The 15,820-nt window shown below is 41.8% G+C and carries 14 protein-coding genes; 5 read left to right on the plus strand and 9 right to left on the minus strand.

From position 1 onward, the window contains the following. Positions 1-47: 47 nt before the first annotated feature. From MKX63_RS31585 to MKX63_RS31595, 3 genes are all read right to left on the minus strand, one after another. On the minus strand, positions 48-974 hold the full coding sequence (locus MKX63_RS31585; RefSeq protein WP_341022802.1) for a hypothetical protein: 927 nt from the start codon (positions 972-974) through the stop codon (positions 48-50). Positions 975-1,152: 178 nt separating this feature from the next. Further along, positions 1,153-1,791 carry a hypothetical protein gene (locus MKX63_RS31590; protein ID WP_341022803.1) on the minus strand — a complete coding sequence of 213 codons (639 nt, stop codon included), beginning with the start codon at positions 1,789-1,791 and terminating at the stop codon, positions 1,153-1,155. 26 nt (positions 1,792-1,817) lie between these two features. Further along, positions 1,818-3,104, minus strand: a complete 1,287-nt coding sequence (locus MKX63_RS31595) for an alpha/beta hydrolase family protein (protein WP_341022804.1) — start codon at positions 3,102-3,104, stop codon at positions 1,818-1,820. A gap of 146 nt (positions 3,105-3,250) precedes the next feature. Between MKX63_RS31595 and MKX63_RS31600 the strand changes: the two genes are divergently transcribed. Beyond that, positions 3,251-3,850, plus strand: coding sequence for a TetR/AcrR family transcriptional regulator (locus MKX63_RS31600; RefSeq protein ID WP_341022807.1), 600 nt, complete (start codon positions 3,251-3,253; stop codon positions 3,848-3,850). A gap of 140 nt (positions 3,851-3,990) precedes the next feature. Here MKX63_RS31600 and MKX63_RS32635 read toward each other — a convergent pair whose 3' ends face one another. Further along, positions 3,991-4,260 (minus strand): DUF4275 family protein, encoded by a 270-nt coding sequence (locus tag MKX63_RS32635; RefSeq protein WP_445321780.1) that lies wholly within the window; start codon positions 4,258-4,260, stop codon positions 3,991-3,993. A 49-nt stretch (positions 4,261-4,309) separates the two neighbouring features. Here MKX63_RS32635 and MKX63_RS31605 point away from each other — a divergent pair, with 49 nt between their 5' ends. Continuing rightward, complete coding sequence (locus tag MKX63_RS31605; protein WP_341022808.1) at positions 4,310-4,870, plus strand: helix-turn-helix domain-containing protein; 561 nt, start codon at positions 4,310-4,312, stop codon at positions 4,868-4,870. Between the two features lie 42 nt (positions 4,871-4,912). On the opposite strand, the gene MKX63_RS31610 is transcribed toward MKX63_RS31605, so the two are convergent. From MKX63_RS31610 to MKX63_RS31620, 3 genes are read right to left on the minus strand one after another with little or no spacing between them, the layout of a single operon-like run. Next, the gene (locus tag MKX63_RS31610; RefSeq protein ID WP_341022810.1) at positions 4,913-5,605 is read right to left on the minus strand and encodes a metallophosphoesterase family protein; all 693 of its coding nucleotides are present in this window, start codon (positions 5,603-5,605) and stop codon (positions 4,913-4,915) included. A gap of 14 nt (positions 5,606-5,619) precedes the next feature. Then, positions 5,620-6,153, minus strand: coding sequence for a hypothetical protein (locus MKX63_RS31615; protein WP_341022812.1), 534 nt, complete (start codon positions 6,151-6,153; stop codon positions 5,620-5,622). A gap of 14 nt (positions 6,154-6,167) precedes the next feature. Beyond that, positions 6,168-7,649, minus strand: coding sequence for a serine hydrolase domain-containing protein (locus MKX63_RS31620; RefSeq protein WP_341022815.1), 1,482 nt, complete (start codon positions 7,647-7,649; stop codon positions 6,168-6,170). Positions 7,650-7,985: 336 nt separating this feature from the next. Between MKX63_RS31620 and MKX63_RS31625 the strand changes: the two genes are divergently transcribed. The 3 genes from MKX63_RS31625 to MKX63_RS31635 all read left to right on the plus strand — a co-directional run bounded on the left by MKX63_RS31625 (position 7,986) and on the right by MKX63_RS31635 (position 10,646). After that, on the plus strand, positions 7,986-9,836 hold the full coding sequence (locus MKX63_RS31625) for a M28 family metallopeptidase (protein ID WP_341022819.1): 1,851 nt from the start codon (positions 7,986-7,988) through the stop codon (positions 9,834-9,836). Positions 9,837-9,942: 106 nt separating this feature from the next. Next, positions 9,943-10,263 carry a MazG-like family protein gene (locus MKX63_RS31630; RefSeq protein ID WP_341022821.1) on the plus strand — a complete coding sequence of 107 codons (321 nt, stop codon included), beginning with the start codon at positions 9,943-9,945 and terminating at the stop codon, positions 10,261-10,263. 32 nt (positions 10,264-10,295) lie between these two features. Beyond that, complete coding sequence (locus tag MKX63_RS31635) at positions 10,296-10,646, plus strand: VOC family protein (protein WP_341022824.1); 351 nt, start codon at positions 10,296-10,298, stop codon at positions 10,644-10,646. On the opposite strand, the gene MKX63_RS31640 is transcribed toward MKX63_RS31635, so the two are convergent. Both MKX63_RS31640 and MKX63_RS31645 read right to left on the minus strand, forming a co-directional pair. Continuing rightward, a complete protein-coding gene (locus tag MKX63_RS31640) occupies positions 10,621-11,028 on the minus strand; it encodes a VOC family protein (protein ID WP_341022826.1) in 408 nt (135 codons plus the stop codon). The genes MKX63_RS31635 and MKX63_RS31640 overlap by 26 nt on opposite strands. 86 nt (positions 11,029-11,114) lie before the next feature. Beyond that, a complete protein-coding gene (locus tag MKX63_RS31645; RefSeq protein WP_341022828.1) occupies positions 11,115-15,674 on the minus strand; it encodes a hypothetical protein in 4,560 nt (1,519 codons plus the stop codon). Positions 15,675-15,820 lie beyond the last annotated feature (146 nt).

The following is a 15,820-nucleotide window of genomic DNA, read 5'->3' on the forward strand; positions in this document are numbered from 1 at the left end:
CCCTACCATAATATGGGGTACGTGTCACTTCCCCGCACCCCGCATCATCAGAGCAATTCACTAACCGATACCTGATACAACTTATGATCTGCACAGAACAACACGCGGTCTTCCCGGAAATCTTGCGACATCAGTTCAAGCGGCTCCGATTTTTCATTAAGGAACTGTATCTTATGTCCTTTGGTCAAGCTTGATTGTTCAAGCTTCTTGATAACATATTCTCCGTGTTTGCCGTAACCGCCATCGAACAAGAAGTGATAACCATCCGTGCAGAACCCGGCCGAACCGGAAATCTCAGGATTCATAAACGTGACCTTGGGCTGACCGGTTCCGCCTGAGACGCAGCCGAGCAGAAAGTCTGTATAATAATAGAACCAGACCTGCTCTTCACGAACCACATTCAAAGCGTAACAATCGGCAATATCAGATACATGATCTTCGTATAATTTGTTGCCATGCTCATCCCAGGCCACAAGGCCGTGTTCACCGACAGGCTGATCCCACCCGTTGTTCCCGAACACACCTTCGTCAAAATAACTGGTCCAAATGGTGCCCTTTTCGGTCACTTGAACATTCTGAATTCCGTCTCCAAGCAGGAACTCACGGACAGTGCGTCCTGTGTAATCACATACCTTGGCATTCAGATCATATTTGCCTGCACCATAATACGAGCTGCGCGCTCCAACCAGCAGCAAATGTCTGCGAAGCGGCTGAACATAATGATAATTGAACTGCTGATCCGGAAATGCAATTTCATCGATATAATCTTGACTTTCTACCATCAGAACCTTGTAGGTATGCGGTTGATTCAGAGCCGATTGGACGAACATTCCGCGTTTGCGTTCCGGGATCTGGTTAATCAGCAGGACATATACGCAGCCATCTCCACCTAATTGAGCTGAGACGATCTTGAACCCTTCAGTGTACCCCGAAATGTCTGCAAAAGGCTGCAGCGTCACTGTTTTATGAAACATGCCAATTCCTCCTTAAGCGCTGGTGTGAAACCGTCCTCTGTTCTATTACCGTATTATGGCAGAGTAGCTGGAACCGGAACATGGCGGAAGTATGGCGAAGCTTAGGAACATACGAAAAAGACACTAACATGGAGTCAGCGCCTTTTTCCATTCAACTCAATTTAAACCGAATCAACTCTTATTTAAAAAAGGGCTTGCCTACAGGTATGCCCCTGCTTCTGCCGCCAAGCAGCAGGCCGTTGATGCAGCTATACAATCCGGTGATAGTGACGATAAGCCCAAGCCACTGGAGGAGCAAATTCCAATGGGTGTTTAGAATATTCAGGCTCACTAACCCGGTAAAAGTAAGAAAGCAAGCCGCCGCCATATAGCATATAACCGTCACTTTATCCGCGCTTGCGCGATTAATCCATACCACAGGCAGGATGGAAATCCCACCCAGGATGAAGGGAAGTGCTGTCATCTGCGTAGAGATCGGCCAACCCATAATTTCTGAGACGCCAATTGTTATATTGGTAAGACCTCCTACTCCCCCGAAAAGGGTAGCAAAGATCAGGAACACATTGCCGTTGGTGGAATCACCTTTACAATAGTACAGTATTGCACCTATCAGATAAGGAATAAAGCAAGCGATCTGCACCATTCCAACTGCCATGATCGTAGGCCCGGTAAAAATCCCGGCGTAGATTCCCCAGAACTCCATAGTAAGCATAGTGAAAATAAAGGTTAAAGCAGGTCCGGGATTCCCGAGCTGATCTTTTTTATCTGCAATCCTGATTTCTTTAATTGGATGATCCTGAATGTCTATTTGCTGCATATTCGCCCCTCTTCTCAAGCTGGAATTTACTGTCCTGCATATCCTAAGACTTCATCAAGCCAGTCCATTTCAAGCTGGTTCTTGAGCAGCAGATTATTCTCCGTGCAATGCTGTTCCCCGCCTTCATAAGCCATGGTCAGATTGAATCTGTTCTTAGGGTTCTTCAGCATGGCAAAATGCTTCCGTTCCTCCTCAAGCTGTTCAGGACCAAATTCCCCTTCGCCGATCATGTTCAATACAGGGCAGGTGATTTGCTCTTCCAGGCCCAACAAGGAGCCTTGCCCCAAGTAATCCATCCACTCCGCAATCGTCGTATTCTTATGCCCGCATCTTGCCCGGAAATCGCCTTCCAGGACGAATTGCGCCGTCGTATTGGCCGGATCAATCTGGGATTCCATGTCACGGGGGTAGGGTTTACTCGCATCGAACCCTAGAATCTGCAGGATTTCAGGCTGCATGGACCAAATTACAGGACTGGCAATACAAGCAGCAATCCGCCTCTCGAAGCATGCTGCTCTCATGACGTAGTACCCGCCAAAGCTATGTCCAATTAGGGCAATCCGGTCTGGGTCCACTTCCGGACGGGTTAACGCATAGTCAACCACATAACCAACCGGGACTTCTGCGTCCATGCGGATGAAGAGGTCTGGATTTTCCCATATCGCCGCTTTCTGGCCCGGAACCTCAAAGATCAGAAGATTGTAACCGCGGCGGACCGCTCCAGCACACTGGAAATAGATCTCTTCCAAATAGTTCTCACCGCCGCCCATCCCCAGCAGCGTTGGTCTCTTCTCACCGGAGGCGCCTCCAGCGATGAAATAGCCTTTCATCACCCTGCCGTTCTCATAGGGGATATCCACCGGCTCCATAATCGGATCGGACAGCTTGCCAGCTTCTTTCCACAGGGCACGTGTCCGCATACACGATTCTCTAGTAAGAGGGTCTGAATCACTTGTGTACATTCCCACGCAACCCCAATATACGGCCGCACGCATGAAGGCTTCACGCGCACTCACTTTGTGCCCCTTCTTGAGGCAGTCCCAGCCTTTGGCCTCCATCCGCTCAGCTACCGGCTGCCACGCTGGTGCATAGGTTGAGAAATCGCCGTCCACGATGTGTGAAGCAGCTTCGAAGCATTCCCCGGTAGATACACCGCCATAAGCTTCCTTCGCCAAAGTACGGGTGAAATGAAAATCCATATGCGACACGAACTTGTTGACCATGCCGACGGAGTGGCGAAAAATCGACTCGTTTTCGGCCACTGCCTGGCCTGCGAGCTTTCCTTCCGATTGTTTTCTTTCTTGATTAGTCATGTCTTTCTCTCCTTTTCATTCATCTTTATATTTAAGGTACTTTAGTACCTTATTTGTTTATAGTATACTTGATTCGGACAAAATGCAAATAAGTTTGTGGTAAGATAAGATGGTGTAATGATGTGCATCTAAAGGGAGGTTGTAAGATGACTGAAAGCGGGAGCGGAAGCCGGCGCCGGGGTGCTGCCCTTGAACATGCAATTTTAGATGAGGCCTGGCGGTTGCTGAATCAAATGGGATATAGCAAGCTGACCATGGACGACGTAGCCCAGGCCGCAAAAACCAATAAAAATGCAATTTATCGCCGCTGGCCCCAAAAATGCTACCTGATTCAGGCTGTTATAGGACGACAGGCACCAGCATTAGAAGGGAGTATTAGCGATCAGGGTTCATTAAAGGAGGATTTAAGGGCACTATTTAGGGTTCTAGATCCCATCTTTGAAATCATCAAACCTGATGATCTGCGGGGTGTGATTTCGGATATGTTTTCGTATACGACCTATTTTAATTTATTCAACTTCGTGAATCAGGACAATGATATCCGTACATCCTTGGAAGCTATTATTACGAGGGCTAATCAGCGCGGGGAAATATCACTTACCGTAGATAGGATTTCTGAAAAGGCTCTAAATTTACCGTTTCTGCTTATGATCAATGAAATTATACTGTATGGAAGGCTTAATGAAGCTGGCAGCGAGGATATTATTGATAATATTTTGCTGCCTATCTATGAGGTAGATAAATAGTCTTTCTATGTTGTTCCTTGTATTGTAGAATATAAAAATCAACCCATAGGGAACTGAACTTGATGGAATACAATATGACAAGATAATTATTAAAGTCTTCAGCCACAATGTTCTTTGCATTCTCTATAGTTAATGCATAATCAGAATGTTGGTAAAATACAAATACACCGATTCTTCGATTCGTTGTTAAGTGCATTATTGGCATGGTCCTTCTCGAATGCCTCCACTATTTTGTAGCTGAACAGATGCCATAAAAAGTCATGCAAATATATTTTCCTTTTCGCTTCGCTGCTTATTCTCTCAGCAAACTCCTTCTCCCACACGCCTCTAAGGTACGTCCCCCATTTACCAACCTCAGTATATTGAATGTTTCGTTTATGTAGTATTTCTGTAAGCTTTGTCTTTGTCATAGAGTATCATCATCTCTTTCATAATTTTCTGGAAAGGAGCAGTGTATGTATGAACGAACTCAATCTTAACGATGAAACCATCCTGACATTATCCGAAGCGGCACAGAAGTGGGATTTAAGCGCTTCAAGCGTACGACGCAAAATCAAGGACTTCCCGGAGGGCACCGCCCGAAAGTTTGGAACGCAGTGGGTCGTCCTTGAGGCTGGGATGTTAGAGGTATTTGGCCCCATTATGATTGAAGAGGAAACAGATAAGAATAAATTAAGATATGTTTACAGGGCTGTTAAGCGTATGGCTGATGAAGCAGGGCTTTCAGTGGAACGCACCTTCTCTTCCCATGCAGTCTTGGTGGGCGGGCTATTGCTTGTCTGGCTGGATAATATGCACTGGAAAGAGCTTAAGGTAGGCGCTTCTGATTACCAAAGCCGCGACTACGGCGGCAAAGAATCATTACGAGCTAAAATGTTAGATTTAAAAAGAGAGATTGATCAGCACCACGAAAACGTTAAACACGGGCGGCCTGTATTGGATAAATTCAATGTGAGCGATAAAGTTATTAATTATATGATCGATCATAGCATCAAAGTCAGAAAGTCACGGGCCACATAGAAACGTGTTATAAGAATTCATCTCTATCGTTATCTTCTTCCTCTACACAATCCTTACCCTCTCCTCATATAGTAGCATCTGCTCATCCGGCAGCTCTGCATTATGATGATAATGCCCAAAGTACCATTTTCCATAATCCAGTCTGAGCTTAATTTCGTTGAAATACGTATGCATGGGATCTGCTTCCACATTCGTACGATAACGCTCTTTGATCCACTGAAGCGCATCATAGGAGCAGGTGTGGGTCAATACATAGTCAACCTTCCACTGGTTCTTGTCCAGATTGCGGATGCCTTCCTGGTACTCCTCCGGGCTTGGCATTTCGCGTTCCCACCAGGACACGCCAGCCTTCCTATACTCCTTGTCATGTGAAGCCGCTCCGCCAAAGGCAAAAAAGCTCTTCCCTTCGATCTCAAAAACTTGCCCGCGCATTAGATGAATGATACTGGGAGTAATGTGATGTACTTGACCCCCATTCCATTCGGAGACCGGATAGGCTTCGAGCAGATCAAAGTTCTCATGATTCCCGTCAATGAACAGGGTGGTCCATGGTTTCTCAGTCAGCCATTTTAGCCAAAAGCGATCCTCCGCATCATCTGCCCACAACAAGCCAAAGTCCCCAACGATAATAACGTAATCCTGCTTCGTCAGCGCCCTGCCCTCAGGGAAGTTCTTAGAGTTGAACCGGCTGGCCACACTGATGGAGCCGTGAATGTCGCCAGTGATGTAGATCATGGGATCTCCTCCGTTCAGAGAGCGTTTGATTGGACCGCAAAAGCATATTTCTTCTCCTGCTTCTCCCATGTTGCATTGATGATAAACCCTCTAAATTCCTTTTTATCTTGTTCATAGTGAGAGCTTAAGTAAGAAGCGATGTGCGTATCTAAATTGAAGCTATACACACCTTTCTTAGTTACATAGGGAACATCGGTGATTTCTTTGGATGTATATAAATAATCTCCATTCGCATCAAGTAATCCATCGCTTATAGAAAGTGTGTCTGGCGGATTCGCTCCAAAATCAATTGAAATCTCTTTGCCATTTTTCAAATATGGAATGTCTGAAGGATTCTCTTTCTCGAATGCAAAGGAAAACGGTGACGCTGCCTGATCGGATAAAGATGCTTTTTGATCACTGTTTAGAGTCGCATATTTAATATTCTCTTTTCCGCCAAGAATGGTAACGCTATTCTTAGGACTACTATCACAGCCGGTAAATGCTACAAGTAAGGAACCTAAAAGCATACTCGATATTATTTTTTTACAGCGATTAATAAGGATCATCCCCTTTGTTATAGTCACCGCCAACGTCTGCCTGCCAGAATCATGGACAATACGCAGCTAAGCGAAGCCAGCCCCATCCACAGCAATACGGAATAGGACATCCATACACTAATCATAGTATAATTATAATTTACCAAAAAAGGCCAGCCCAGTACAAATAGTAGCAACAGTGCTCTGATAAGCAGCGTAATACATACCTTCATTTTTTGACGGCGAATTCCCTTCTCCTCCAGGGGGTATGTGCTTCTCCCTCCCGCCAGCCGGATGAGCTTAAACGCAATCCCGATCACAGTGAACACAACTAACAACGAAGCTACTCCGTCCATTAGGATATAGGTGTCGTCATACTTGAAGGTCTTCATCGGCTGCCCTTGCATCTGGTCAAAGATATTCTGGGCAATGAGCGTGGGTGCGGTAGAGTTCAGATTTGCCAGTACGAATACCCCCTCCTTCCGCTGCAGATCGATGATTACCTGGGAGGAATAATTCGGGTTGCTTCCGCTATGACGGATTACCCGCGTCTCCCGGTCGTGGCTCCAGCCGAAGGCATAGAATAGATTCTCACTTTCATGCCCCGCTGTACGGAGGTCAGGCTCATGCGATTGCTTAATGGCCTTCTGCAGATCATCCGGGATCTTGCTGTTTCCCAGTTGGGCATTGACCCAGTGCTGCAAATCGTTCAGACTCGTCACCAGATACCCTGCGGCTATATTTCCGTAGTATCTGGGAGCATCGTAAGCCCTGCTTTTGCCAAAAAACACCCGATACCCCTGTGTAAGCTGCTCCGGCTTCCGTTCCCGCCCTGTAGAGAAATAGCTGTCGTTCATCCCCAGCGGCTTCAGGATGTACTCCGTCACATAATTCTGATAGCTCATCCCTGTAACTTGTTCAATAACCGCTGCCAGAATATCGTAATTCACTGTTGCGTACTGATAGGCACTTCCCGGCTGGGTATCCAGCGTTAGGCTGGACATCTTATGTATGGTCGCTGTAAGCTGCTCCTTCCCTGAACCTTCAGGGATCAGGCGAATGCTCCACGATGGTATTCCGCTAGTATGTGCAAGTAGCTGGTTAATTGAGATCTTGGCCTTCTCCCCTTTATAGGTTGGAGCAAACTCTGGCAGATAATGCGAGACATCATCGGTAAAAGCCAAGTCCCCTTGATCCTGTAGCATAATCACAGCCAGCGCTGTAAATGCCTTGGTCGTTGAGCCTAGTTCAAAAAGCGACTCCGCTGTAACTGGCCTTCGCTTCTCCTTATCGGCATAGCCGTAGGTTTGGAAATCGGTCTTACCACCTCTGGCGGACAAGATCGCTACACCTGGGGTCGCTGTCTTGTCCATGATGCTCTGCACCATGCCGGACTCACTGTCAATCTTCCCTGCGGCCAAAAGAGTTCCAAGCTCATGCCAGCATGCAGCCGCAGCAATGACTACAATCAGCAGCATCGCAATGCCTTTTAGCAGTATTTCTGTTCTCCGCGTTGTTCTCTTCATGGTTATGCTCCTTCAAGTTGGGTCATCTGGTTCATTATGTGCTTATCTAGTAAGACGCCTTGCAGCAGCCGTTCCCTGCGCAATGGGTGATTCCAACGAGACCGTTATTCTCCCCGACTTTGGTCCAGGCAAATTTGTTCAACTTGACCTTGCAGTATAGTTCAACCCTTATAGTGAAATATAGTTAATGGTACACCAAGTGGAAACGGCTTCGCCGTCCTTTTAAGGACGGCATCGTTTCAGCGAGAAATATAAGGATAAGTTATTGTGTGGAACATATAGATTCTTATATTTTTAAAAAACGGGCAAATATGCTTCGAACGAAAGAGGTAAATGATGAGAAATAAATTATATGGAGAACTGTCGGGGATTCTATTCCTGATTCTGGCGCTTGGTGCTTCTGTATTCTTCGGGAAAGAAATGTTATTCGCTGTACTGGCAATAATCGTGCTATTGGCACAATTAGGTATCCATACTTTTCTCCTCAAGAAAAGAACTAAACTGTTTTGGGTCTATGCAGCTGCACTGGCAGCGGAGATTTTACTATTAGTAACTAATGAGTTTTGGATATTTGCACTTGGTATTTTAATGCTACTAGTAGCAGGGGTATGGAATGTGTTTTTTGCTGGTGAAGTGCGTAAGAGCGGGAAGGTCTTTCTAGTGGTTCGGAGAGTGTTCTACGGTATTGTCGCTTTAATTACCAGTGTGATTTGGATCGTTAACCTATATGTTCAGCCTATTACGGGGTCCGTTACTCTGCCTGCTGAATTGACTGCTGAAATTAACCGTGACCAGCTTGATCCTCCAACCACCATGCTCGAAAATATCAGAAAAATGAATTCTTTTGGCAGCCGTACAACGGGTTCTGATGGTCACAATCAGTTCATTACATGGCTACAGCAGCAGGTGACGGATATGGGGCTTACTGTGTACCGTGATAAGTATACGTTTGACCGTTGGGAAGAGAAGCGCAGCTCTGTGACCATCGATAACGAGGATATTCATGTATCCTCTGCGTTTCCTTACTCTGGCGAGACAGATAGCAATGGAGTTACCGGAGAGTTCGTCTACACCAAACCTGGTGAGTATGAGGAAGCCAAGGATAAAATAGCCGTCGTTGAAATCAAGAACTTTAAGAAATTCCCTATGGCACTTGTGATGAATATCCGCGAAAAACTTGGGGCGCCGGGCGGTATTCCTTCGGATGAAGGCGATCTGGTCCTTACCACAGCTTTGAAGCATGCTAAATTGGATGAAGCTAAGGAACAGGGCGCCAAAGCAGTCATTATCGTCTGGGATGGCGTTTCAGATGACAAGGCTGAAAAGCAATACCTCCCCTTCACTGAGCATTACTTCGGAATTCCGGCAGTCTGGGTCAATAAAACTGAAGGACCCAAGGTGATCAATGCAGCTAAGGCCCATAAGGCGGGCACAGTGATTTTAGAGGCAGAAAAACAGGAACATGCGCCAACCGAATCTTTTTATGTAACAATTGAAGGAAAGAATAAAAAGGAATCGGTCATTGTAAATACGCATACCGACGGTGTGAATGTGGTAGAGGAAAACGGTGCGATTGGCATGCTCTCTATGATTCGTTACCTGCAGCAGCAGGAGCAACCCGAACGGACTCTGATCTTCCCCTTTGTAACAGGCCACTTCAGATTGCCCGAATTCAAAGGTACCTCGCAGGCAACCTCAACCTGGCTGCAGGCTCATCCTGAGCTGTGGGATGGTAAAGATGGACACCTGAAGGCTGTGGCTGGACTCACTGTGGAGCATCTGGGCGGCTTGGAATGGAAAGACAATGCTTCCAGACAATATGGACCGACTGGAGCAATAAGCACAGAATTCACCTACGCAGGAAATGAGATCATGGAAGCCATTTGGATGAAAGCTGTTGAAGATAGAAAGAACACCCGGACCGTTATGCTGCGCGGACATAATAACTTCCAATTCGGTGAGAGTCAGCCCCTGTTCAATGCCGGGATTCCAATGATTGGACTGATCCCCATCCCAGACTATCTCCTGGTAGATAGCGCAGACAGAGAAATGGATAAATTCGATGTGAACCTGATGCACGAACAAGTCGGGTCTTTATTAAGAGCATTACAGCTTATGGATGGTATAGAGACTACAGAGCTGGGGATGGCGGACCGGTATTCGTTTTTCTTGGGGCGGACGAAGTAGTTGAAGGATAACAGCTAACACCGATGCCAAAGAACAATGAGCGTAATTATGGTATTATTATATTCGAGTTTTTGAGTCGATCAATCTTCTTATACCGGAGGGAAACATGGATATCACTGAATTTCAACAATGGGTTAAGGAATATTACAAGAATCGGAACTGGTCGGACTTAGATATTTTTGTTCGTATTGGATTTCTTGCTGAAGAAACTGGGGAAGTCGCCCGCGCAATTCGTGCATTAGAGATTGGCAGGGATCGTCCAGACGAGGTTGCAGGCACATTTCAAGAGAATAAAGCTGAATTAACAGAAGAACTTGGAGATGTTCTAGGAAATCTCATTGTCATCGCGAATAAATATGATATATCGCTTGAAAATATCCTGATAGCGCATAAACACAAGCTTCAGGCACGCTATTCAGAAAATTAAAACAAACGCAAAAAAAGGAAGAAGGTATAGGTATGAAGCTTTGTGGAGTCTGCATCCTCACTGACAATGCGCCGCGCCTGGCTGAATTTTATGAAATTGTGCTCAAGGAGTCTCCGGTTGTGGAAGGAACGCATTACGGATTCGACAGCGCCCAGCTTGCGGTCTACAATCCGGGCCAAGTGAACGTGGTCAATGACAAAAATATGTCTCTAATGTTCTACGTCCATGATATCTTGGTTGAATATGACCGCTTAAAGCAAGCCATCCCCGGGATCGACATTACTTCTCCACCTGAGCGCAGACCGTGGGGTGCCTATTCTTTCTGGTTCCTTGATCCTGACGGGAATACGGTGAGCTTCATTGAGAAGAAGGATCTACAGTGATATACCAGTACACACCAAACTTATCGACAACTTCAGCACAGCAGGAGCTCCAGGGAAGGGCGCCTAACGGAACTAACACCGTGCCGCCCTTCGCTAGCATTTCGTATGCCTCCTTCACTTCTTCTTCACGCTCAAAGTTAATCCCATAACTCATAGTTGGGCGTGATCTCTCTAGTGATGATGAGAGCATCATATTAACCAAGCTATCATTGCGCGATTCGCTGACAGCAAATATTTCTTCCCCATCTCTAAGTAAAGACGCATGCATAAATGTGCCATCCGGGAACTTCTCATGGTAACCCAAGGTAAGTCCGAAGGCTTCTGAATAAAACGCTACAGCCTGAGTGGTATTCTTGATGTATAAGGTTGCTCCTAGTTTCATCGTATGGACCTCCTTTCAAATTAAGCTTTCCTTATCTCAAAGATTTGGCCGCAAATTAAGTGTAAGATAATAAGGTCCGACTTCCTCTATCTTTCCATCATCTCTCTACTCAACTGTCGAATCGGCCCTATCTGCTTCTCAAACATCATATCCCAAATATCCAGGCATTCACGCGAGATCATTTTTAAATTTGGATTGTTAGATCCAGATGTTTCATCATATAATCCAATAATTAGTTTGGATAATTCATCTTGCACACCCCATAAACCTTGAAGATTATCGGTTTGATTATTTATTAAATGTCGACTCATTGATAGGACAACGTCCTTATACTCGATAACTGATTTTGATTCCTCCTCCAAATATTGTACAAAAGCATACATTAAATTTCTGTTAAAATTTGAGTTCGTTATCTCAATTAAGAATTCCCTATCTCTACTTAAATCTATCAAATTATCATAAAACAACCTTGAGATAGGGATTTCCAGGTCTAAATCGCTTTTTTTAAATCTACGAATAATATCTTTAGCTAGTTGATTATAGCTTTCCTTATTAAAATAGATAGTAACCATATCTAATACATTTTCAGCTTGCACCTTGCTCATAACTTCAACATTTGTCATTTCATTTTCAAATTCATTCTTAAGGATAAACATTTCAGCCAAGCAGTGCGCACCCATCTCTATTAATTCTTGATCATCAGAGGTATAGCACTGGTTTATAAGTTGTAATACTTCTTGACGATATTTGGGATATAGTAAAAATAACATATCTTTTGTACCACGAAAGCCTGCAAAGCGATAATCTTGTTTGTATAAACTAATAATTCTTTCAGATGCCCAATTTTTATCTACATTAAAAGAAGGCCATAATGCAAAGAAGCTTGCAAGCCTTACTGCTGGATTTTGATCCGATACCATTTGATCAAGCGTGACTTTTAATTCTTCAAAAAAACCATAATTCCTCCAAATTAATCGAGCAATTGATTGAGCTGCTCTCCCTCTTACACAATTTAATGCGTTACTTTGTAACATGTTGAACGTATGCATTCCCTTGTCTTCATTATTAGTCACATCAGGTTTTCCCATTATTGGATTATTATGATTAATTGCAATATCTTTGATAATATCAAGGATTTCATGGGACCATGCAATATTATCTCTCTTCTCAATAATCGTGCATAAGGAGCTTGCCCTACTATAATTGTCATTATCATATAGATACTTCAATATCATTTCTTCTAATAATTCTTGAGGAATATTATTCAAGTAACTGCTATGTGCAACACCATTATAAAGTGAGTCAATATATGCGTCAGAAACCTCTTCACGAATAGATAACAATAACTTGATCATCCTTGTAGGGTTTTCAGTTACAGCATCATTAAAACTACTTGAAAATGTTGAAAGAGAGTTTTCGATAAAACCTCCTGGAACCTCTGTCCAACGTTTTCTCTGTTTGTCATTTAGCTTTTTATTTGTTAATAAAGTTCTCCACGTTCTATTATTTAAATTCTTACCTTCTATAGGGGAATTTACCGAACCAACATGTCCATTTGAATATTTGTAAATTGAGGATTCATTAAGGGATTTTCGTTTCAAAATCAAGAGTAATTCCTTGGCTTTATTACTTAAACGATTACTTGGGAGAGCTTCTAAAATATCTCTCTGAAAATCCCCCCAAAAACTCCAGTAAGCTTTATAATCTTTATTTCCTTTATTGTATTCAATTCTTCTACGATACATATCTTTTGCTCGTGGAGAAATGTAGCTTATTACCTTATTTTCTAGCATCCCAAAAACCTCTTGTTTGCATGTTTCAGAATGTCTGATTAATATCCTTTTGGCTAATAATAACTCATCACCATTACCACTTGTTTTTTCAAAAACGTTATTATCAAAATCAATACTTAAGTATTCAATAATAAAATCACTATACGTATGTGGGAAATTACAAATTCCATCTAATATCAATTCATTAAAGATTGCTTTGCCTTTCCCCATATATTCATCATAGCGATTTAAAAATAAGTCCGGATCATTAGCAATTATTGCTGAATTAGCTTTTTTAATAATTCCAATACTTGCTCTCTCTAAGCTTCTTCTATAATTACTTCTAGCAGACCAATCACTATAATTTAGCATCCCATCGTCTGACGTAGGAATATACGGCAATAATATGTTGATTACATCCATTCCATTTTTTATAAATATTTCAGAATCTTCTTCTAGGAATTCATCCACATATCTATATATACTTTGACTCTGTCGCTTGAGTTGATTATTCAATAAAAATGCTAAAACTCTTATTGTTCTCATTTCACATTTTTTCAGCATTGCCTTAATGTCCATATGCGTATCAGCCAGTTGAGGATATTTGTTATAAAACTCCATACGAAGTTCAAACATCTCATCTGAATCATAATTTATATTGTGTGAAAAGCATCGAAAAAACTCCATATCATCTTCTTCTGATTTAAATAAATGTTCTACTATAAATTCAACATCTTTGACTTCATAATTTGGAGAGAGATTGATTACAAGCTTTAATGCAATATTCTTTTTTTCAGGATCACTAAACCATTTATCTAAATACCCATGATCTCTAAGTAGTCTAATATATTGTGGTTTAGTGTAAACGACATTATTTATTATATGCTTACTGTATAAGTCACTTTCACAATTTTCTAATATATAAGTTTGAATATTTTCGTCTATAGTGTCTAACTGATTTAATATTTCAAAAAAGACAAATTTAAGACTATATCTAACCTGATCAGAAGATAACATTGTTTGACCTGCTTTAAGAAAATCTTCACTACACTGTTCGTTAAGATTCTGCAGTAGCATCTGCACCTGATATCTTTTTCCAGGGGTCTGCTGTTCTTTACCTCCAATAGCCCCTAATATATCTTCAGTTTCATAATACTCAGTTAACATCTTTTCAACCAAGAAATAGTCTAATATGGACTGGTGAGCAAATGAAATCTTATTGTCTTGTATTACCAGAAAACCGTTAGAAGATAAATGATCCAAAACTGATATATTATCATGTAGAAGCATTCGAGGAATTGAAATTCGTCCGATTTTATTAAAATGACTTACTAACCTTTCTTTTGTTATGTTTACCTCTGTTTCACTAATACCTAGTTGATTGCAATTTCTTTTTAGTTGTAGCCACCAAGCAGTTATTAAATGATTCGCTGTTGAAAACTCATTGTAAATATTCCCTTTGTCTAATTTACTCCAAATAAAAATATTGCTTGGTATTTTAAGTATTTGTTTCAATTTGTTTGTTAACCCACTGTACTCTGTGCCAATAATATTTTGAACTGTTTCCTCATTTAATTCATTAATTCTAATCTTTTTCCACTGAATTTTATTCTTATTATCGCTGTTCAAAAACAATGATTTGATATTATTATCGTTTTCCAAGTCGTATGTTCTGCAAACAAAAACAATAGATATTTTATTACTTCTTTCAAGGTTTAATTGCTCTACTTGATTAATTATCTGATTACATACCAACAGGGCATCTCTTGAATGCGCTTGAGTCCAACGTAGAGCATCCAATTGGTCTAGAATGACCACTGACCTTTCTGTTTTGGAAACACTATGAATACAATGAGCAATAGAGGCCGGTAACCCTAAATTTTCTCCCCATTTTTCGGCATTGTTACTTGGAATGCGTTTGTCTAACTTTATAGCTAGATATGGTATTGTATTCTCTAAGCAGTAATTAATGATATCTTCAGTGCAACCACTTTTTCCATAACCGGCTTTTCCATGTATTAATATTGAATTTCCAAAATCTATTTGTTCTCTACATTTTTCGAATTCCTGTCTATTTATTAACTCTCCTTTAAATGGAGTAAAAGATGACCTATACTCCCTATTTAGTTCTTTAATTCTAGGAATAATTCGAGTATCCTTTGCAAGTTCTTTTAGTATTATTCCTCTTTCTTCAAAAAATTTATGTAATACAGATGAATTGATCTCTTTACCATACATAGTCCCTTCAACCATCCAAGACACTAAAGTATCGTATATCTCTTCTTCATTTCCAATGAACAACAAACTTATTTTTGATATCATTATTTCCTTTAATTGAGTGTCTGGAAATTGTCGATAATGTATTCTCCGTAAATATGCTATACATTTCTTAAGATCGGAATCAAGATTAGGATTTATCCCCATTGCTTTACAGAAATTTTCGAAAAAATTATTAACCTCTTTACTCGCATCAGGAATACGACTGTGATAAAAGTCTTTTGGTGAACTACTAGTACTCTTTGCCCTAGTTATTAAGTCCTCTAATAAAGTAAAAGCTAAGGGAGAGACTAGGGATACCGAAATTGTTGCATCTCTTTCTAATTGAAGTTTCCAATTTGCAAAGATTCCTTTGGCATTTGCAGTGCCAAACTCCCAATATTCTTTACTTCCACTTCTTCCTTTACACTGTTGGCCTTCTCTACTCCCATTCTTGTAACCAACCCATATATCAATGCCTTGCTCATCGTCACCGAGGGCTTCTAGAATTAAATAATCAATCTTTTCATCTAACACCTGAAGTATTTGGTACACTGCATATCTATATTCATACCTGTTACCAAGTTTATCTCCCCTGCCCCCGGTTGGATACGGCATACATTAGCCCCCAATCAATTAATTCAATAAATTACCATAAAGCTATTCTATCATTTGATGTATATATTTTAAAGAACGTTTGTTTGTACTTAAAAGATTAATTTAATGTGCTTATCTCAAATAACCCCGTTGGGTTTCTGCACAAA

This window comes from Paenibacillus sp. FSL R7-0179 (genome assembly GCF_038002265.1).
Classification (GTDB): Bacteria; Bacillota; Bacilli; order Paenibacillales; family Paenibacillaceae; genus Paenibacillus_AQ.